Raw genomic sequence first — 18449 nt, forward strand, 5'->3', positions numbered from 1 at the left:
AAGGACTGCCATGAAATTCGCTATCTCGATTGCCGCCTGCCTGCTGGCGCTGGCCGCCCCGGCAGCGCATGCCGTCACGCCTGCGCGAGCCCAGGCGCTCACACCGGTCAAGGTGTCGCCGCACGTGTACTACTTCCAGGGCCATTCCGGCATGGCAGAGGCAGCCAACCAGGGTTTCATGTCGAACGCGGGCTTCGTGGTCACGCGCGATGGCGTCGTGGTGTTCGACGCGCTCGGCACGCCGGCGCTCGGCGAAGCGATGCTCAAGGCGATCCGCAAGGTGACGGCCCAGCCGGTGCGGCGCGTGATCGTCAGCCATTTCCACGCCGACCATTTCTATGGCTTGCAAGCCTTCAAGGCGCGCGGCGCGCAGATCTGGGCGCACGAGCGGGGCAGGGAGTATCTCGCTTCCGACCTGGCGGCCACCCGGCTGGCGCAGCGCAAGGAGGCGCTGGCGCCCTGGGTGAACGACGCCACGCGCCTGACCGGCGCCGACCGCTGGCTCAGTTTTGCCGACGGTAAAAGCATCGCCTTCGAGATGGGTGGCGTGCGCTTCAAGATCATCGACATGAGCGGCGCCCACGCGCCGGACGACATCATGCTGGCCGTCGACAACGACCAGGTGCTGTTCGCGGGCGACCTGTTTTTCGGCGGCCGCATTCCCTTCGTGGGCGAGGCCGACAGCCGCGTCTGGCTCGCCGCACTCGATCGCATGGTCGCGCTCGCGCCGCAGGCCGCCATTCCGGGCCACGGCGAACTGTCGCGCACACCGGCCAGGGATATGGCGCTCACGCGCGACTACCTGACGTTTTTGCGCCGCGTGATGGGCGACGCGGTAGCCGAACTGACCTCGTTCGACGAGGCATACGGTAAGATCGACTGGAGCGCGTTCGACAAGTACCCCGCGTTTGCCCAGGCCAACCGCCTTAACGCCTACGGCACCTACCTGCTGATGGAACGGGAAAGCCTGCAGCAGAAGCGACTGCCGGTCGCGCCGTCCCCTTGACCGTTTTGACAGGAGTTAGCATGCAATTGTTCCGCACCATGGCCGCCGTGATGGTGGTTGCCGCCGTCGCCGCCGCGCCGGCCAGCGCCATCGCGCGCGAAGAAAAAGTGGTTTATCACGTCACCGACAGCGCCAACGCCATGGGCGCGCTCGGCAATGTGCGCAATCACCTCAACGCCAGCCCGAAAGCGAAGATCGTGGTCGTCACGCACGGCCCCGGCATCGACTTTCTGCTGGAAGACGCCAAGGACAAGAACGGCAACCCCTACGACGCGGTGGTGCAGGAACTGTCGAACCGCAACGTCAAGTTCCGGGTCTGCAACAACACTCTGGAAGCGCGCAAGATCGACCGCAAGCGCGTGTTGCCTGAAGCGACCATCGTGCCATCCGGCGTGGCCGAAGTGGCGCGCTTGCAAACGCAGGAAGAACACGCCTACATCAGGCCCTGATCCGGGCTGCCGGATGCATGGATGCGGCGCGCCGGCTCAGGCTTGGTCGCGCCTGTTGCCATTGCTTTAAGTCGTGTTGCGCCATAGCCTCGTTTGTGTAAATCAAGGCCGGTCACGCTGGTCATTGTCGGTAGAATTAATGCTGTACTGAAACACTCTATTTGTCGCCGGCGTGGTCTTGCCGGTCGCCGCGCATTCCCAACGAACGAGGTTGAGCACAATGAAATTACGGAACAAAATGGCCTTGTGCATGGTGATTGTTTTCACCCTGTTTACGATCGCCCTGGGCGTCGCCATTGCGGGCATGCAGAATGCGACCACGAAATTCGAAGTGTTCATCAAGCAAGATCAAGCCTTCCTGGGCGCCAGCACCACCCTGTATGCGCAGGGCCTGCAAATGGGCCAGGCGCTGCGCAACATCATCCTGGCGCCCGAGAACCAGCAGGGCTACAAGAACCTGAGCGCGGCCCGTGACGAATTTCGCAAGGCCCACGGCACCGCGGTGGAACTGGCCAGGGACGACCCCAGCGTCTCGCAGTCCCTGGCAACGCTGAAGACCTTGCACGAGCGCCAGACCGAGATCCAGGCTGCCGTGGTCGAACTGGCCAAGGCCGACCAGGCCGCCGCCATCAAGAAACTCAATGCCGATGAGACCCCGCTGTGGCGCCAGATGCGCAGCGACTTGCTGGAACTGATCAAGTCGAAAAACGGCGCCGTCGATATCGCCAAGGGCGAGCTGACCAAGCAGACCCGCGCCACCCTGATCCTGAGCCTGGCGCTGGCGGCCGGGGCCGTGCTGCTGGGCGGCGGCATCGCCTTCTGGCTGACCCGCAACGTCATGCACCAGCTCGGGGGCGAACCGCACTACGCCGCCGAAATCGCCGCCTCGATCGCGGCGGGCGACCTGACCGCCAACATTGTGGTCGACGCCGACGCCGATCCCGACAGCCTGATGGTGGCCATGCGCACCATGCAGCACAGCCTGGCCGCGCTGGTGATGAAGGTCCGGGCCGGCACCGACACCATCTCGACCGCGTCGAGCGAAATTGCGACCGGCAATATGGACTTGTCCGGACGCACGGAAGAGCAGGCCAGTTCGCTCGAAGAAACCGCCGCCTCGATGGAAGAATTGACCACCACCGTGCAGCACAACACCGACAGCGTGCGCCAGGCCAACACCCTGGCCACGGCCGCGTCGGACGTGGCGATGCGCGGCGGCGCGATGGTGGCCGAAGTGGTCGGCACCATGGGCTCGATCAATGAATCGGCCAGGCGCATTGCCGACATCATCGGCGTGATCGACGGTATTGCCTTCCAGACCAACATCCTCGCGCTGAACGCGGCGGTGGAAGCAGCACGCGCCGGCGAGCAGGGACGCGGGTTCGCGGTGGTGGCGACCGAAGTGCGCAACCTGGCCCAGCGCAGCGCGGCGGCCGCGCGCGAGATCAAGGGCCTGATCGGCGATTCGGTCGAAAAGGTCGAGATCGGCAGCAAGCTGGTCGATACTGCCGGCACGACCATGAAGGAAGTGGTGGCCAGCGTGCGCCGGGTGACCGATATCATGGCCGAGATCACCACCGCCGGCCAGGAGCAGAGCACCGGCATCGTGCAGGTCAACCAGGCGATCGCGCAGATGGACAAGGTCACCCAGCAAAACGCGGCGCTGGTCGAGCAGGCGGCGGCCGCCGCAGCCTCAATGCAGGAGCAGGCCCGGGAGCTGAGCGCAGTGGTGGGCACGTTCACGGTGAGCGGAGCGGCCCACGCGCCGCGCAAGCTGGCGGCCCGTTCCGCGCCAGTGCCCGCCTTGCGCCAGGAATCGCGACATGGAGCATGAGCGCGCCCGCGACTACGTGCTGGCCGAGCTTCCCGGATACGCAAGCTGGTTCCAGGGCAGGTTGGACGCAGGCGACCCGGAAGAGCTACTGATGTATCTCGACACGGTCTCGACCTGGCTGTTGCCCGATCAAGCCGCGCACTTCGGTCCAGACGATTTCGACGCGATGCTCGACGAGTTCAGGGATGACGCCGGCCTGTAGCCGTGCCAGTCGGGCGCACCAAGCGTGTCGGTCGATGCCAGTCCAGGCCAGGCCAGGCCCATTCGCACATCTGCCATGCCAGGCGTTTTCGCTTGGCCGCTTGGCGGCGCCCGGACACGTCGTCGCGCCTATCTAAATAGGTTTGAATTTTCATTGTCAATCGCATACCATTGCGCAGCAAACAACAGCCATGTGAACACAAGGAAAGCGGAAAACAATGAAGATCGGTATCAGCGGCGCCAGCGGCCATCTTGGCCAATCCACGCTCAAGAAACTCGCCGCGCGCGGAGGCGGACACGAACTGGTGGGTATTTCGCGCACGCCGCAAGCGATCGCAGCGCCGTTGCAAGGGCGCTTTGGCGACTACGATGAGCCGTCCTCGCTGGTGGCGGCGTATGCGGGACTGGACCGCCTGCTGCTGATCCCGACCATCTCGCTGGTGCCGGGCGTGCGTTCGCGCCAGAACATTGCGGCGATCGACGCGGCCGTCGCCGCCGGGGTAGGGCACATCGTGGTCCTGTCGAGCTGCGGCGCGCGCGATATCGCCGAACCTGACCTGTACGCGCCGTACTTCGCCGCCGAACAGCACCTGATGCGCACGGCGCCGCGCTGGAGCATCCTGCGCATGAACTACTTCGCCGAAGCGCTGGCCGAAGAGGCGTTGGGGTCGCTGGGACATGGCTTGCTGGCCTGCTTCACCGAAAACCGCGTCGCTTACGTCGCGCGCGACGACGTGGCCGCGTCCGCCGCCGGCCTGCTGACGACCGACGGTCATATAGGCGCGACCTACAATCTGACCGGACCGGCGGCGCTCACCGGCGAGCAGCGTGCCGCCATCATCGCCAAGGCCTCGGGCGCCGGGATGGGCTTCCTGCCGATGACGGAAGAGGCAATGCGCGCCGCGCTGCAGGTTCTGGGCACGCCGCCGGACATCGCGCGCGCCGTGATCTGCCTGCATCATGGGATGGCATCTGGAATGTTCGACATCGTCACCGGCGACGTACAAAAGCTCTCGGGCAAGGCGCCGCGTACCTTGCAGCAGGTGTTGCGCCAGGCGTTTGCCTGAGCTCTGGTGTTGCGCGTCAGAAAGTCGTTGACTACGGTGGCGCGCCATGCCGGCGACGCGCGGGGTTACGACGCTTCGTCGGCGAGGTAGCCGCGTTCGCGCGCCAGTGGCTCGTTGTCGAACAGCGCCATGGCCGTCGCCATGCGCCTGAAGCCGAAGCGGCGATAGAACGGCTCCTTGCCGGGCACCGCGTACAGCAAGATCTTCTTGTGTCCGTGCGACAGCGCAACCAGCCTGGCGACGATTTGCTTGCCCAAGCCCGTGCCCTGGTATTGAGGCAATACGGCGATATCGCACAGGTAGGACGTATCGACCCCATCGGCCAAAGCGCGGCCCACGCCGACGATGCGTCCGTGCGCCCGCACGAAGCAGCAGTAACGGCTGTTGGCAAACACGATGGCAAGCTCGGCCGCAGGCTTGTCGCCGAGCGCGATCTTGTACAGTGCCGACAGCTCGTCCCAATCGATTGCATCGAGCGATTCCGTCCATTCCAGTGTCATACGCGTAGCTCCCGTCCGATGGCCCGCCATGCTTGCGGCAAGCCGTTGCGACATTATAGGACAGAATGTCACGATTGTTTTCGAGCGCCTGCCATGCGCTTGCCGCTGCCGGTCACCATCCCGACTCCATCATTTCGGGAATCTAAATTCCCTTCGGCAAGTGTCCCAGCAACTGGCGCAAGGCGCCGTGGGCAATCGCCACATCGGGCGAGTCGTGCAGCAGGATGATGTACTTGGTGCGGAACGCGCCCGCCGCCGCCGTGCCCGGGCCGACCAGTTCCTCGATCGCCGCGCGCCAGCCGGCGACGGCCTCGCGGGTTAGCGTGTCCGGCTCGTCGAGCGCTTCGTCGAGCGCGGCCATCAGTGCCGACATCGCTTGCAGCCACGCGAAATGCGGATGATTGGTGATCAGTTGCAAGTGCTCCAGCGGGCTGCCGACCGCGCCGAAATACACCGTTTCCACATCGATCAGGGCCTTGTGCAGGGTGCGCAGTGCACGCGGCACGGCTTGCAGGCTGGCGCGCAGCGCGTCGTTGTCATTCGCTTGATTCATTCGGTTCTTTCGATAACAGGTAACAGGATTCAAGATAGCGTCAGGATGCCGCGCCGCAGCGCGATGGTGGTGGCGTGGGTGCGGTCCCTGGCGCCGAGCTTGGAGAGCACCGCGCTCACATGCGCCTTGACGGTTTCTTCCTTGATGGCCAGGCGCACGCCCACTTCGCGGTTCGAATTGCCGTCGGCGACCAGGCGCAGCACTTCCAGCTCGCGCCCGGACAAATTATCGCTGCCGAAGTAGTTGGCCATTTCGGCGGCCACCTCGGCCGGAATGTAGCGGTGCCCGGCGTGTACGCGCGCAATCGCATCGGCCAGGTTGAGCCGGATCGCGCATTTGAGCAGATAGCCGCAAGCGCCGGCGCCGAGCGCGCGCGCAATGCGGGCGTCGCCCTTGTAGGTGGTCAGCACCAGCACGCGCGCGTTCGGCGCCAGCGCGCGGATCGCCAGCATCGCCTCGTGCCCGCCCATGAGCGGCATTTGCAGGTCCATCAGCGTCACATCCGGCCGCAGGCGAATGAAGCATTCGAGTGCTTCTTCACCGTTGGCGGCCTGGCCGACCACCTCGATGTCGCTGTCGCCGGCCAGCAGCGCGACGATGCCTTCGCGCAGCAGGCTGTGGTCGTCGGCGACCAGGACGCGGATGGGAGGGAAGGCGGCGGACATCGCGCATTGACGTTCTGTTAATGGATGAGCGCGATCATGCCACGCCTGCGCGCCTGCGGCTTGGATCAGTTTGCTGCGCCGCCGCAAACCCGTATCATGCCGGCATTTTCGCAAGATGGCGTTTGTGTGACCGCACCCCAACGCTGGTCCGGGCGCGACCTTGCGCTGCTGCTGGTCCTGGCCTTCCAGTTTTACCGGCACGGCGGCCAGACCTGGATCGGCGGCGGGCAGCGAAGGCATCAGCGCCACTTAGCGCACGGTCGCCAGATAGGCCGCGACGGCGCGCATGTCGGCGTCGCCGAGCTTGACGGCCACTTCTTTCATCGCCGTGGCCAGCGGATTGTTGAATTTGGGCGCGTCGCGGTACACCTTCAACTGTTCCAGCGTGTAGCCGGCCGGCTGCGAAGCGATGCGCGGGAATGGCGCCTGGCCGTGGCCCTGCGGCCCGTGGCAGCCGGCGCAGGCCGGGGCGCCCCCGGTGCTGCCGTGCTCGAAAATCCGGCGACCCTGCTGTTCCAGGCCGGCATCGTGCGACGGCTGGGGCTTGACCGGCTGGGCCGCGTAAAAGGTGGCGAGCTCGCGCATTTCCGGCCCGGTCAGTTGGCCGGCGACGGCGCGCATCTGCGCATGGGGCCGTTCGCCGCTGCGGAAATTATTCAGTTGCAGTTCGATATAGGCGGCGGACTGGCCCGCCAGATTGGGATACAGCGCGGCCGCCGCCGTGTTGCCGGTCGCGCCATGGCAGGCGGCGCAGCGTTGCAGCAGCGCCGCCGATGGCGCTGCGGCTGCCGGAATGGTGAAGGCCGCGAGCATGAGCGCCAGCGCGGCGCTCGCCCGGCGCAGGGAAAATGCGGTTTGCATGATGGTGTGCTTGTCGTCCGAACGGGTGGCAGACGAGTATAGGGGGGCTGGTACAAGCGGCACTTATACTTTGGTATAGTTAAATGGTGGCCATTAAAGGGAAAAGCGATGAATCAAACAGTCCTGCGTCCAAAAGACGCCATCGCAACCGGGCCGGATACCTGGATAGAACACATTGACCTGGGCGGGCGCTATCGTACGGCGGTGAAGATCGACCATTTGATGCCGGAACTGGCGAGCATGTGGGCGGCGCTGGAAACGCAGTGCGTGGCCGGGTGCTGCGGCGTACATGCTTTCGATTTTTCGGCGGACGGTGTGGCGGCATCGCTCGGCAAGGTCAATGCCGCGTGCAGCTGCGAGGCGCTGGCAAAGCTGCGCAATGGCTTGCTCGCCCTGCGCGGCGAGGTCGTGTCGAGCAAAGAACTGAATATGAATATCGACAAGAGCGAATTCCTCGAATTGCTCAGCCACCTTGACAAATGTTATCGCGCTGCAATACCCTCCCATCGCGACAAGCGTTAACAACGGCCTGTATGTCGCCATTGCGTTCATCCCAGCTTGTTTATGGCTGTCTGTAAAATAGAGAATGATGAAAACCCTGAACAAGGCGCTCGCCGCGTTGGTACTTTCTGCATGGGGCGCTTCCGCGTTCGCCGCACAGGCGTGCGATGAGCAGACTTTGCATGCGCTGGGCGCTTTCCTGAAGCTCGACCGGTTTGGCGCCGGCGCCGAGGGCCGGATTTTGGCCAGCACCTGCAAAGTGCTGCCGAACGATCCGCACACCACCGCCGCGGCCATGATCTTCCACGGCGAGTTGCGCGAGGTGGAGAACGACGACGAGAGGCTGCTCGTGTCGCTGATCGATAATCGCTCCTTTAACGTGATCGCTGCGCACGACGAGCGCTTTTCCAGCGGAATGGCCGTGGATTACCCGAAATACGCGCTCAATGTGGATACTGCAAGGTATAACTTGTCTGACGACGTGTTCGTGTTCGGCATCGATATTGTCGATAACCATGCCGAGCGCAGAGCCTGTAACTGGGATGGCGCTGACGGACCGACGCTCACGCTGTTTGCCTACGATAAGAAAAAGAGTCTACGCCCGATCCTGAGCATGCCCAGATCGCAGTGGATATATCGAACCTGCCTTAACAATACCTTGGATCAATTCAAGATCCTGGTCGAGGAATCGCGTACCACACTCGCCGTTGGCAAGGCAAAAACGCATGGTTATGCGGATCTACTGGTCAACGTCAGCAGCAGCTTGAGTCTGAATGGCGAGCCGTTCAAACGCAATCCGAAACGCAAGCCCTTGCGCTCCCTGATCCGCTACGACGGCCAGCAATACGATATCAAACCCTACGAGCTTGCAAAAGAGAAGTGGTTCAACCGATGACGGCGCGTTCCATGCACCCGGAACGTTCGCAATTTCACCTCATCAACAGGACCACTTATCATGAACATCGAAAAATTTGGCATGGGTATCTTCTATATCCATGATTTTCTTACCCCCGAAGAATGCGCGCGCCACATCGCTGACAGCGAAGCGATCGGCTACACGGCGGCCGGCCTGACCACCGGCAGCGGCGAGATGATGGCGCTCGATTTTCGGAATAACGACCGCATCATCTACGATAACGCCGCGCTGGCCGGGCAGTTGTACCAGCGTGCCGCGCCCTTCCTGCCCCCGCTGCAGCGCGACTGGGAACTGAGCGGGTTTAATGAACGCTTCCGGTTCTACCGTTATCAGGACGAGCAGTTCTTCAAGGCGCACATGGACGGCAGCTACGAGCGCAGCGAATCGGAGGTCAGTTTCCTGACCATCCTGTTTTATCTGAACGACGATTTCACTGGTGGCCATACCGATTTTGCGTGGGAGAGCATCAAGCCCAAAGCCGGTTCCGCCCTGGTCTTCCCGCACCTGCAAATGCATCAGGGTTCGCCCGTGGAAAGCGGCACCAAATACGTCTTGCGCACCGATATCATGTACCGCGAGCCGGCCGGCGCCGTTCCTGACCCAGCCTGATTCTGCTAAGCTGCGGCTCCCGATCACGTCACATGAAACAACGATGGCCATTAAACTGAACCAGGAAACCGAGGAGCGGCTGTTGTCGTCGCTGCAGCGCTATTGCATGAAGAATTTCGATGAAGAGGTGGGCGTGCTCAAGGCGCGCCTGCTGCTCGACTTCTGCCTGCGCGAAATCGGCCCGTCGATCTACAACCAGGCCGTGCAGGATGCGCAAGCGGTCATGCAGGAAAAGATCGCCGAAATCGATACCAACTGTTACGAGAGCGAATTCGGCTACTGGACGAAAAAGTAGCGTTTTACCCCCTGCGCTCGATGATTTTCTGCATCACCGCCACCAGCGCATTCATGTCGTAGGGCTTGTTGAGCACCAGGTCGCCCGGCCCCACGCCCGGGTGGATCTGCCCCGTGGCAAACACCACCGCCAGCCCCGGCAGGATCGCCCGCACCTTTTCCGCCAATACATTGCCGGGCAGTCCGGGCAGGCCGATATCGGTAATCATCACGTCGAAGCCGGTGCGCGCCACCGCGTCGAGCGCGGCCTGGGCGTCGGTGGCGTACTCCACCGCATGTCCCATCAGCTTGAGCATTTCAAACGTGATTTCGCCGACCGCCGGCTCGTCTTCGACCAGCAGCACGCGCAGCGCCGCCGGCGCCAGGGTGGCCGGCTGATCCGGCAAGGTGAGCAGTTTCTGCTTCTGGTTGGCCAGCACATGGCGGATTTTCCTGGCCAGCGCTTCGCGCGTGTAGGGCTTGCCCAGCAGTTCCACGCCGGCGTCGACCCGCCCGCCATGCACGATGGCGTTCTCGGTGTAGCCGGACGTAAACAGCACCGCCAGTTGCGGCAAGCGCTCGCGGGCCTTGCGCGCCAGGTCCGGGCTGCGCAGCGGGCCTGGCATGACCACATCGGTAAACAGCAGGTCGACCTGCACGCCGCTGTCGATCACGGCCAGCGCGCTGGCGGCGTCGCTGGCCTTGAGCACGCGGTAGCCGAGCTCGCCCAGCATGTCCACCACGGTGGCGCGCACGCCGTCGTCGTCTTCCGCCACCAGAATGGTTTCGGTGCCGCCGACATACACGGAATCGACCGGCATCGCCTGCGCCTCTTCCATCTCGAACGAGCGCGGCAGGTAGATGCGGACCGTGGTGCCGTGTCCCTCTTCGCTGTCAATCTTGACGTGCCCGCCGGATTGCTTGACGAAGCCGTACACCATCGACAAGCCCAGCCCGGTTCCCTTGCCCTCCGGCTTGGTCGAGAAGAAGGGCTCGAACGCCTGCGCCAGCACCTCCGGCGTCATGCCCTTGCCGGTGTCGCTCACGGCCAGCATCACGTACTGCCCGGCGTCGACTTCCGAGTGGCAACTGGCGTACAGCTCGTCGAGCACGGCGTTGCCGACTTCGATGTTCAGGCGGCCGCGTCCGTCCATGGCGTCGCGCGCGTTGATCGCCAGGTTCAGCAGCGCGTTTTCGACCTGGGCCGTATCGACCAGGGTGTTCCACAAGCCGTCCGAGATCACGGTGTCGATATCGATCGCTTCGCCCAGGCTGCGGCGCAGCATGTCTTCCATGCCGAGCACGAAGCCGCCGATCTTGACCACCTTCGGTTCGAGCGCCTGGCGCCGCCCGAAGGCGAGCAGGTAGCTGGCCAGCTTGGCGCCGCGCGCGACCCCGGCCATGGCGTTTTCCACGCGCTGGGCCGCGCGCGGGTTGTCTTGCACATCTTTCGACAGCAATTGCAGGTTGCCCGAGATAACTTGCAGCAAGTTGTTGAAATCGTGCGCCACGCCGCCGGTCAGCTTGCCGATGGTTTCCATTTTCTGGGCCTGCTGCAATGCCAGTTCGGTCTGGCGCATGGCGGCGGCGGCTTGGCGCTCTGCCGTGATGTCGCGCCCGACCGCGTGGATGAATTCATTGTCGGGCGCGGCGCTCCACGACAGGGTGCTGTAGCCGCCATCGCGCCGGCGGTAGCGGTTCTCGAAGCGGAACGTGGTTGCGCCCGTGCCCAGCGCGCTCACTTGTTGCGCCGTGGCGGCGCGGTCGTCCGGGTGAACCAGGTCCATGAACGACTGTCCGACCACAGCGTCGGCATCCCAGCCCAGCATCGCGCTGAAAGCGGGATTGGCGGCGATGATGCGGGCGTCAAAATCGGCCACCAGCATGATGTCGGTCGACAGGCGCCACATGCGGTCGCGCTCGGCGGTTCGGGCGCTGACCTGCTCGGCCAGCGTACTGTTGAGCCGTTCGAGCGCCAGCGCGCTGCTCTTGTGGTCGTCGATGTCGGTATTGGTGCCGATCCAGCTGATCAGCTCGCCACTGTCGCTGAAGATCGGCAAGGCGCGCGACAGGTGCCAGCGGAAGGCGCCATCGGCGCGGCGGAGGCGAAATTGTGTCTCGTATACGACGCGCTCGGCGATGGCCTGGCGCCACAGCGCGGCGGCGGCGGCCAGGTCGTGCTCGTAGACCAGGCTGGCCCAGCCGTCGCCATCGAGCGTGCCCTTGGCCGCGCCGCTGTAGGCGTACACGCGCTCGTTGAACCAGTCGAGATAGCCGTCGGCGCGCGCCGACCAGACGTGGTTGGGCATGGCCTGGGCCCAGACCCGGAACTTGCGCTCGTTGGCGCGGGTCATCCGCTCGGCGTTGACGCGCTCGGTCACGTCGGCGCCCTGCACGAACACGCCCCAGATCGCACCCTTGTCGTCGCGCACCGGCTGGTAGACGAAGTCGAGGTAGACCTGGCGCGCCGGCGCGGCCTCGGTGGCCGAGATGGCAAAGGCGACGTCATTGCCACGAAACGCTTCGCCGCTGGTGAACATGCGGTCGAGGTGCGCGATAAAGCCCTGTTCCGCCGCTTCCGGCAGCACCTCGCGCACGGTGCGCCCGATCAGGTCGCGGTTGCCGACCAGGTCGAGATAGGCTTTGTTGGCCAGGATGAATTCGTGCTGCGGGCCGCCGAGCAGCGCCATGAAACCGGGCGCCTGTTCGAACATGCTGTGCAGGCGGCCAATCTCGCCGCGCGCGTGGCGTTCGGCCAGCACCTTGGCGGTGGTGTCGATGACCACTGCGATCACGCCATCGATCTGGCCATCGTCGCCCTGCACCGGCGAATAGTCGAGGTTGAGCCAGAACTGTTCGAGCACGCCGTTGCGGCTCCAGCTCAGTTCCTGGTCGCGGTAGGTGAGGGTGCCGCCGGCCAGCACCACCGACAGCACCTGCCGGTTGAACCCGGCCACATCGGGAAAGCTGGCGCACACCGGCGTGCCCAGGATGGCAGGATGGTTTTCTCCGGCAAACACCGAATACGCCGCGTTGTACAGCATGACGCCGTCCGGTCCCCACAGCAGCGTCATCGCAACGGGCGAACGCAGCATCAGCGCGACGCTGGTCTTGAGCGCTTGCGGCCACAGCGCGATCGGCCCCAGCGAGGTGCTCGCCCAGTCGACGGCGGCGAAGGCGGCGCCCATGCCGCCCGCGTCCGAGAGAAAAGCGGGAAGGCGGGCAGGGGTGGCGGGATCGGTCATGAATGCGGGCGGTAATGTGAACGGCTGCGGGCGCCGCAAGAGCCGAAAATTATACCTTTTGCAATGAGCATTTACCATCGACACTGCGCGCGCGGCCGGCCGGCCGACCTACTCCCGCCCGGCTGCGCCGGCAGCCGGTGTTGTATTTTGATTCGTCAACAGACGCCGGCGCAGGGCGCGGACCGCTTACGGCATGCGGTCGATCAAGTCCTTGATCGAGCCCGGATTGACCGGCTTGACGAAATAATGATCGAAACCGGCGCCCAGCGAACGCTGCTTGTCGTAAGCCTGGCCGTAACCGGTCAGGGCGATCAGCACCGCGCCCGAGGTATCGGGCAGGCGTCGCAGGTTTTCCGCCAGCACGTTGCCATTCATGCCAGGCAGGCCGATGTCGAGCACGCAGACCTGCGGTCGCAGTTCGCGCGCCAGGTTCAGCGCGGCGTACGGATCGGTGGCGATGGTCACCTCGTAGCCGGACAGTTGAAGATAGGTGCCGAGCGTGTCGGCGGCGTCGGCATTGTCGTCGACGATCAGGATGTGGGGGCGGGTCGTTGCCGACGGCGTCGGGCTGGTGGCGAGGGTTTGTGGCTGCACTGTGTACACCTTTTGGTCTTCGGTTTGATCACGAATCGGGCCGGCAGGGCGGCGTTGAAGCGGCGCATGCACGGGTCCGTTAGTTTCCTATGTTACAGGTGATTCCGCCGCGCGGCGCCGTTTGCACGCCTTGCGTACAGCGAGAATCCCTAACAATGTTTATATGTTAAGCTTTTTTACAAAATAGTCGCGTTCGCTTGCACGGATGTGTTAGGCGCGCCGTTCACATGCTGCCGGGTAATCAAGGCGGCGGCAAGGTAAAATGGCGTGCGTGGCATCGTGCCCACGCGTCACCATTGCCGAAAAACGACACCGATGCGACTTACCTTCAATCCAGCAACGCTCAAGTTCCGCCTGACCGTGCTGGTGATCGGCCTGGTGCTGCTGGCCACCAGCGTGCTGACCTTCGTGTCGCTGCAACTGGCCGAGCGCCAGATGCGCGATGTGATCGGATCGCAGCAGGTGGCGCTGTTGTCGAGCGCGGCCGCCTACATCGACGCCGACCTGGAGGCGCGCCAGACGCTGCTCAAAACCCTGCGCGAGGAACTCGGCCACACCGACGGCAAGCCAGGCGGCGGCCTGCAAGCGTTTTTGGAAGCGCACGCGGGCCTGCGCGACGAGTTTTTCAATGTGCTGGTGTTCGACAGCGGCGGCACCATGCGGGCCAATATGAACGACCGGCGCACCAACGACAAGGTCAACTTCGGCAAGCGCGCTTACTTTACCGACACCGTCGCCGCGCGCGAAGGCGTCATTTCGCGCCCGTTCAAGAGCGTTTTGTCGGGCAAGCCGGTGATCCTGATCACTGAACCGCTGTACGACGCCGACGGCAAGCTGATCTTGATGCTGGGCGGCGCCATCGACCTGCAACGGCCGCGCTTTTTCGGCCAGCTTGCCGCGCTCGGCTCGGGCGCCACCGGCTACCTGTTCATGCTCACCGGCGACGGCACGGTGATCCACCACCCGAACAAGGCGCGCATCCTGCAGCGCGTGCAGGACGAGCCGGGCGGCGCCAATCCCGCCACCAGCGCCGCGCTGGGCGGCTTCGAAGGCTGGGTCGAAGGCCCCACCAAGACCGGCGTGCGGGCCCTGATCACCTACAAGCGCCTGCACAAGACCGACTGGATCGTCGGCGCCGTGTATCCGGTCGCCGAAGCGTTCACGCCGCTGATCCACCTGCGCCCGACCGCGCTGCTGGCCTCGGTCGCGGTGGCGGCGCTGGCCGGACTGGCCGGCTGGCTGGCCATCCTGCGCTTGCTGCGTCCGCTGGGCGAACTGCGCGGGCATGTGGCCGGGATGGTCGACGGCACGGTCGGGATCGACGTCTTCAACGTGCGCCGGCGCGACGAATTCGGCGAACTGAGCCGCGCCTTCTTCACGCTCTCGCAGCAGCGCCAGGAGGCCGAAGTCAAGCTCGCAGCCCAGGCCCGCACCGATATCCTGACCGGCATCGACAACCGCCGCATGTTCGAGGAAACCTTCGCCGCCGCACTGGCGCGCGCCGCGCGCGCCGACAGCATGGTCGCGCTGGCCTACCTCGACATCGACCATTTCAAGGCCATCAACGACACCTACGGCCACAAGGGCGGCGACGAGGTGCTGGTCGAGTTCGCAAAACGCTTGCGCGCGGCGGTGCGCTCGACCGACAGCGTGGCGCGCCTGGCCGGCGACGAATTCGTGGCGATCTTCGAAGGCGTGAGCAATGATGCCGAACCGGCAATCCTGGCCGGCAAAATCCTCGACATGGCGCGCACGCCCTTCCTGTGCGCCGGCAAGCAGGTGCAGGTGACGACCAGCGTCGGCATCGCCATCGGCGGCGGTGGCGCCAGCATGGAAGATTACCTGGCGCTGTCGGACGAAGCCCTATACGCGGCCAAGAACGACGGGCGCAACCGCTTTGCCATCCGCCGCCTGGATCCGGCGCTGGCGCAGGGGGCGCGCGCCTCCGTCTGTGCCGGCCGCTGATAGCGGGCGCCGCAAGCGGGGGCCGCAAGCGGGTGCGATAATGCTTGATTGCAGGTAACTCCAGCGTTAAGCTTTGCGTACAAGCACAATCTCGAAGGAATCTTTCATGAGCACACAATGCGACGGTTGCCCGGAATGCGCGCCCTTGCGCGCCAGGCTGGCTGAAAAAGAGCAGGAAATCCTGGACCTGACCGAGTCGCTGACGCGCCACGACACCCTGACCGGCGCGCTGAACCGGCGCGCGCTGACCGAACTGGTGGCTGAAGAGCTGCAGCGCTCCTCGCGCACCGGCCAGCCATTCTGCGTGGCCATGATCGGCATCGACCACATGAAAGAGGTCAACCAGCAGTTCGGCCACGACAGCGGCGACGCCGTGCTGCAGGCGGTCACCCGCTCGGCCACCGAGCTGCTGCGCACGCTGGACCGTTTCGGCCGCATCGAGAGCGACGAATTCGGCATCATCCTGCCGGCCACCTGGCTGCACCAGGGGGTGCTGGCGATGAACCGCCTCAACGCCAAGGTCGCCGCGTTCGACTGGGAAACCGTCACGCCGGGCCGCACGATCACGTTTTCGACCGGGCTGACCACCAATGCGCCGGCCGAAACGGCCGACATGATGATCCAGCGCGCCGAAAAAGCCATGGCCGAAGCCAAGCGGGACGGGCGCAACCGGATGGTGCAGATCGAGCAGGAGTTGCCCGCCGGCCTGTTCGCGGCGATGGACGATATGTAAGGACGGAAACTAGTCCCGTTTCCGCAATCCGGCCAGCTTGCTTTCGAGCGAGGCGGCCGAGACCGCGCCCAGATGCGAGTTGGCAAGCCTGCCGCCGGCGTCGTAGAACAGGGTGGTCGGCAGCGCGCTCGACCCCACCTCGCGCCCCATGGCCGACCTGCTGTCGAGCACCACGTTCTCCAGCGCCACCTGGCCGCCGTTCAGGTAAGCCATCACGCTCTGGCCATCTTCCCCCTGGTTGACGAAAACAAACACCACATCGCGGTTGCGTTGCTGGGCGCTGGCCAACAGCGGCATCTCCTGGCGGCAGGGCGGGCACCAGCTGGCCCACAGGTTGAGCACCACCGGCCGCCCCTGCGCCAGCGCGGCCAGGCTGACCGGGGCGCCGGCCGGCGTGACCAGCGCCACGGTCGGCAAGCTCTTGCGCTCGCTCAAGTTCAGCAGCAGCGGCGCGCCCGAGGTGAACCACGCCAGCGCGCCGGCCAGCACGCCGGCCGCCAGCGGATTGCGCAGGCGCGGCTGCCCGAGCATGCGCCAGGCGCCGAAGGCCAGGGCGGCCAGCAGCACCGCCCACGGCGTAAAACCGCCATCGCGGATATCGATGATCGACAACGGCGCGGCGCGGTACTGCGCGAACCAGCTGGCCACGAACACGCTCCGGCCCGCCACCAGGCCGACCAGCAGCATGTCGAGCAGCACTTTGCCGGTCTTTACCTTCTGATGGCGACCAACCCAGTTGCCGACGCCGCATGCTATAAGTAGCGATATCAGCAACAGCAAGTGCGCGCTCTGGAAGCTGAATGGCCCGAGGCTGACGTTCATGGCGGGTTTCTTTTCATGGGCGGGGTCCGTAGGGAAAACATTAACATTGTCGCGCACACAGATTAGGCCTGGATTAACCCGGTCCGGAGCAAGCATGAAAACAGGTCCATTCACATCGACGCTGGCCGCGCTGCTGCTGTTGGCGCTCGCGCTGGGCGGCTGCGCCGGCCTGCCCGCGCTCGATGGACGCACGCCGAGCCACTACATCGCCGCCAATGCCGCCACCCCGGCCACGCGCCTGGGCACGGCGCTGGCGCCGCTCAACGCGGCCCATCCCGGCATGTCGGGCCTGTACTCGCTGGCCAACGGGCGCGACGCCTTTGCCGCGCGCGCCATGCTGGCCAACGCCGCCGAGCGCAGCCTCGACGTCCAGTACTATATCTGGCGCAACGATACCACCGGCATGTTGCTGTTGAACGCCTTGCGCGCGGCGGCCTCGCGCGGCGTACGCGTGCGCCTCCTGCTCGACGATAACAACACGCAGGGCCTGGACCCGTTGCTGGCCGCGCTCGACGCCGAGCCCAACATCGAAGTACGCCTGTTCAATCCGTTTGTCATGCGCGCGCACCGCGCGCTGGGTTACCTGTCGGATTTTTCGCGCCTGAACCGGCGCATGCACAACAAATCGTTCACCGCCGATAATGCGGCCACCATCATCGGCGGACGCAATATCGGCGACGAATACTTCGGCGCGGCCGGCAGCCTGCTGTTCATCGACCTCGATGTGATGGCGGTCGGCCCGGTGGTGGACGCCGTCTCGCGCGACTTCGACCGCTACTGGAACAGCCGTTCGGCCTATCCGGTGGGCCTGCTGGTGGCGCAAGCCGGCGCCGGCCCCGGCGCTTCGCTCGACGCGCAGGCAGGGCAGGGCGGCGCTGCGCTGGACTACGTGGCGGCGCTGCGTGCCTCCCCGTTCGTGGAGCAGCTGGTCGCGCGCACCTTGCCGTTCGAGTGGGCCAACACGACGCTGGTGAGCGACGACCCGGACAAGGTGCTCGGCACCGAAGCGCCCGAAACCAAAGTGACTTATCAGCTCAAGCGCCTGCTGGGCGATCCAGGCGAGACGGTGGACCTGGTCTCGCCGTACTTCGTGCCCGGTAAAACTTGGGCCGCCAATTTTACGGCGATGGCGGCGCGCGGCATGGACGTGCACATCCTGACCAATTCGCTCGAAGCGACTGACGTGGTGGCGGTCCACGCGGGCTACGCCAAATGGCGCAAGCCCTTGCTGGAGGCGGGTGTGACGCTGTATGAACTGCACCGTGGCGTGGGCGGCGAGCGCGCTCCCGAAGGGGCCAAGGGCGGTAAACTCGGCAGCTCCGCATCGAGCCTGCACGCCAAGACGTTTTCGGTCGACCGCAAGCGCGTCTTCATCGGGTCGTTCAACTTTGACCCGCGTTCGGCCGACCTCAATACCGAAATGGGATTCGTGATCGACAGCCCGTCGATGGCCACGCGCATGGCCACGATCCTGCGCGAACAGGTCCCGGCGCGCGCCTACCGGGTGCGGCTCGCGCCCGACGGCACGCTGTACTGGACCGAACGCGTGGGCGACACCGAGATCCGCCACGACACCGAACCCGGTACCGGTTTCTGGAAGCGCGCGGCGGTCGGCGTGCTCTCGCTGCTGCCGATCGACTGGCTGCTCTAAAGCT

At 64.9% G+C, this 18449-nt stretch carries 19 protein-coding genes; 12 read left to right on the forward strand and 7 right to left on the reverse strand.

Going from position 1 to position 18449, the window contains the following annotated elements; translation table 11 throughout:
* Positions 1 to 10: 10 nt before the first annotated feature.
* From F2P46_RS01210 to F2P46_RS01230, 5 genes are all read left to right on the forward strand, one after another.
* On the forward strand, positions 11 to 1006 hold the full coding sequence (locus F2P46_RS01210) for an MBL fold metallo-hydrolase (RefSeq protein WP_166884472.1): 996 nt from the start codon (positions 11 to 13) through the stop codon (positions 1004 to 1006).
* 20 nt (positions 1007 to 1026) lie between these two features.
* Complete coding sequence (locus F2P46_RS01215; protein ID WP_166884474.1) at positions 1027 to 1455, forward strand: DsrE family protein; 429 nt, start codon at positions 1027 to 1029, stop codon at positions 1453 to 1455.
* 220 nt (positions 1456 to 1675) lie between these two features.
* Positions 1676 to 3289, forward strand: a complete 1614-nt coding sequence (locus F2P46_RS01220; RefSeq protein ID WP_166884476.1) for a methyl-accepting chemotaxis protein — start codon at positions 1676 to 1678, stop codon at positions 3287 to 3289.
* The gene (locus F2P46_RS01225) at positions 3279 to 3491 is read left to right on the forward strand and encodes a hypothetical protein (RefSeq protein WP_166884477.1); all 213 of its coding nucleotides are present in this window, start codon (positions 3279 to 3281) and stop codon (positions 3489 to 3491) included. Before F2P46_RS01220 ends, F2P46_RS01225 begins: the two co-directional genes overlap by 11 nt.
* A gap of 217 nt (positions 3492 to 3708) precedes the next feature.
* The gene (locus F2P46_RS01230) at positions 3709 to 4557 is read left to right on the forward strand and encodes an NAD(P)H-binding protein (RefSeq protein ID WP_166884479.1); all 849 of its coding nucleotides are present in this window, start codon (positions 3709 to 3711) and stop codon (positions 4555 to 4557) included.
* 65 nt (positions 4558 to 4622) lie between these two features.
* Here F2P46_RS01230 and F2P46_RS01235 read toward each other — a convergent pair whose 3' ends face one another.
* The 4 genes from F2P46_RS01235 to F2P46_RS01250 form a co-directional block, all read right to left on the reverse strand.
* The gene (locus F2P46_RS01235; RefSeq protein WP_166884481.1) at positions 4623 to 5057 is read right to left on the reverse strand and encodes a GNAT family N-acetyltransferase; all 435 of its coding nucleotides are present in this window, start codon (positions 5055 to 5057) and stop codon (positions 4623 to 4625) included.
* Positions 5058 to 5199: 142 nt separating this feature from the next.
* Complete coding sequence (locus F2P46_RS01240; protein WP_166884483.1) at positions 5200 to 5610, reverse strand: hypothetical protein; 411 nt, start codon at positions 5608 to 5610, stop codon at positions 5200 to 5202.
* A gap of 29 nt (positions 5611 to 5639) precedes the next feature.
* Positions 5640 to 6275 (reverse strand): response regulator transcription factor, encoded by a 636-nt coding sequence (locus F2P46_RS01245; RefSeq protein WP_166884485.1) that lies wholly within the window; start codon positions 6273 to 6275, stop codon positions 5640 to 5642.
* Between the two features lie 249 nt (positions 6276 to 6524).
* Positions 6525 to 7136, reverse strand: a complete 612-nt coding sequence (locus tag F2P46_RS01250; RefSeq protein WP_166884487.1) for a c-type cytochrome — start codon at positions 7134 to 7136, stop codon at positions 6525 to 6527.
* A gap of 108 nt (positions 7137 to 7244) precedes the next feature.
* Between F2P46_RS01250 and F2P46_RS01255 the strand changes: the two genes are divergently transcribed.
* The 4 genes from F2P46_RS01255 (at position 7245) to F2P46_RS01270 (ending at position 9457) form a co-directional block, all read left to right on the forward strand.
* Positions 7245 to 7658, forward strand: coding sequence for a DUF6331 family protein (locus F2P46_RS01255; RefSeq protein WP_166884489.1), 414 nt, complete (start codon positions 7245 to 7247; stop codon positions 7656 to 7658).
* A 64-nt stretch (positions 7659 to 7722) separates the two neighbouring features.
* Positions 7723 to 8532, forward strand: a complete 810-nt coding sequence (locus tag F2P46_RS01260) for a hypothetical protein (RefSeq protein WP_166884490.1) — start codon at positions 7723 to 7725, stop codon at positions 8530 to 8532.
* Between the two features lie 60 nt (positions 8533 to 8592).
* Entirely contained in the window at positions 8593 to 9162 is a 570-nt protein-coding gene (locus F2P46_RS01265) for a 2OG-Fe(II) oxygenase (RefSeq protein ID WP_166884492.1), read from the forward strand.
* A gap of 43 nt (positions 9163 to 9205) precedes the next feature.
* A complete protein-coding gene (locus tag F2P46_RS01270; RefSeq protein WP_166884494.1) occupies positions 9206 to 9457 on the forward strand; it encodes a DUF2164 domain-containing protein in 252 nt (83 codons plus the stop codon).
* Positions 9458 to 9461: 4 nt separating this feature from the next.
* Here F2P46_RS01270 and F2P46_RS01275 read toward each other — a convergent pair whose 3' ends face one another.
* Together F2P46_RS01275 and F2P46_RS01280 are read right to left on the reverse strand one after the other, a co-directional pair.
* Positions 9462 to 12680, reverse strand: coding sequence for a PAS domain S-box protein (locus tag F2P46_RS01275; protein ID WP_166884496.1), 3219 nt, complete (start codon positions 12678 to 12680; stop codon positions 9462 to 9464).
* 186 nt (positions 12681 to 12866) lie between these two features.
* Positions 12867 to 13274 (reverse strand): response regulator, encoded by a 408-nt coding sequence (locus tag F2P46_RS01280; protein ID WP_166884498.1) that lies wholly within the window; start codon positions 13272 to 13274, stop codon positions 12867 to 12869.
* A gap of 315 nt (positions 13275 to 13589) precedes the next feature.
* Here F2P46_RS01280 and F2P46_RS01285 point away from each other — a divergent pair, with 315 nt between their 5' ends.
* Positions 13590 to 15239: a sensor domain-containing diguanylate cyclase gene (locus F2P46_RS01285; protein WP_166884500.1), complete on the forward strand. Its 1650-nt coding sequence runs from the start codon at positions 13590 to 13592 to the stop codon at positions 15237 to 15239.
* Positions 15240 to 15345: 106 nt separating this feature from the next.
* A complete protein-coding gene (locus tag F2P46_RS01290) occupies positions 15346 to 15972 on the forward strand; it encodes a GGDEF domain-containing protein (RefSeq protein ID WP_166884502.1) in 627 nt (208 codons plus the stop codon).
* A 9-nt stretch (positions 15973 to 15981) separates the two neighbouring features.
* Here the strand turns inward: F2P46_RS01290 and F2P46_RS01295 are convergent, their stop codons facing one another.
* The gene (locus F2P46_RS01295) at positions 15982 to 16794 is read right to left on the reverse strand and encodes a TlpA disulfide reductase family protein (RefSeq protein ID WP_166884504.1); all 813 of its coding nucleotides are present in this window, start codon (positions 16792 to 16794) and stop codon (positions 15982 to 15984) included.
* Between the two features lie 94 nt (positions 16795 to 16888).
* Here F2P46_RS01295 and F2P46_RS01300 point away from each other — a divergent pair, with 94 nt between their 5' ends.
* Positions 16889 to 18445 carry a phospholipase D family protein gene (locus tag F2P46_RS01300; protein ID WP_166884505.1) on the forward strand — a complete coding sequence of 519 codons (1557 nt, stop codon included), beginning with the start codon at positions 16889 to 16891 and terminating at the stop codon, positions 18443 to 18445.
* The last annotated feature ends 4 nt before the right edge of the window (positions 18446 to 18449 follow it).

Origin of the sequence: Massilia sp. CCM 8734, from assembly GCF_011682155.1 — a bacterium.
Classification (GTDB): Bacteria; Pseudomonadota; Gammaproteobacteria; order Burkholderiales; family Burkholderiaceae_D; genus Telluria_A; species Telluria_A rubra.

Bases quoted from the DNA above. Each gene is read 5' to 3' on its own strand.
- F2P46_RS01300 (WP_166884505.1), top strand. From the start codon at position 16,889: ATGAAAACAGGTCCATTCACATCGACGCTGGCCGCGCTGCTGCTGTTG.
- F2P46_RS01245 (WP_166884485.1), bottom strand. From the start codon at position 6,275: ATGTCCGCCGCCTTCCCTCCCATCCGCGTCCTGGTCGCCGACGACCAC.
- F2P46_RS01230 (WP_166884479.1), top strand. From the start codon at position 3,709: ATGAAGATCGGTATCAGCGGCGCCAGCGGCCATCTTGGCCAATCCACG.
- F2P46_RS01275 (WP_166884496.1), bottom strand. From the start codon at position 12,680: ATGACCGATCCCGCCACCCCTGCCCGCCTTCCCGCTTTTCTCTCGGAC.
- F2P46_RS01255 (WP_166884489.1), top strand. From the start codon at position 7,245: ATGAATCAAACAGTCCTGCGTCCAAAAGACGCCATCGCAACCGGGCCG.
- F2P46_RS01290 (WP_166884502.1), top strand. From the start codon at position 15,346: ATGAGCACACAATGCGACGGTTGCCCGGAATGCGCGCCCTTGCGCGCC.
- F2P46_RS01210 (WP_166884472.1), top strand. From the start codon at position 11: ATGAAATTCGCTATCTCGATTGCCGCCTGCCTGCTGGCGCTGGCCGCC.
- F2P46_RS01270 (WP_166884494.1), top strand. From the start codon at position 9,206: ATGGCCATTAAACTGAACCAGGAAACCGAGGAGCGGCTGTTGTCGTCG.
- F2P46_RS01215 (WP_166884474.1), top strand. From the start codon at position 1,027: ATGCAATTGTTCCGCACCATGGCCGCCGTGATGGTGGTTGCCGCCGTC.
- F2P46_RS01285 (WP_166884500.1), top strand. From the start codon at position 13,590: ATGCGACTTACCTTCAATCCAGCAACGCTCAAGTTCCGCCTGACCGTG.
- F2P46_RS01295 (WP_166884504.1), bottom strand. From the start codon at position 16,794: ATGAACGTCAGCCTCGGGCCATTCAGCTTCCAGAGCGCGCACTTGCTG.
- F2P46_RS01265 (WP_166884492.1), top strand. From the start codon at position 8,593: ATGAACATCGAAAAATTTGGCATGGGTATCTTCTATATCCATGATTTT.
- F2P46_RS01235 (WP_166884481.1), bottom strand. From the start codon at position 5,057: ATGACACTGGAATGGACGGAATCGCTCGATGCAATCGATTGGGACGAG.
- F2P46_RS01240 (WP_166884483.1), bottom strand. From the start codon at position 5,610: ATGAATCAAGCGAATGACAACGACGCGCTGCGCGCCAGCCTGCAAGCC.
- F2P46_RS01260 (WP_166884490.1), top strand. From the start codon at position 7,723: ATGATGAAAACCCTGAACAAGGCGCTCGCCGCGTTGGTACTTTCTGCA.
- F2P46_RS01220 (WP_166884476.1), top strand. From the start codon at position 1,676: ATGAAATTACGGAACAAAATGGCCTTGTGCATGGTGATTGTTTTCACC.
- F2P46_RS01250 (WP_166884487.1), bottom strand. From the start codon at position 7,136: ATGCAAACCGCATTTTCCCTGCGCCGGGCGAGCGCCGCGCTGGCGCTC.
- F2P46_RS01225 (WP_166884477.1), top strand. From the start codon at position 3,279: ATGGAGCATGAGCGCGCCCGCGACTACGTGCTGGCCGAGCTTCCCGGA.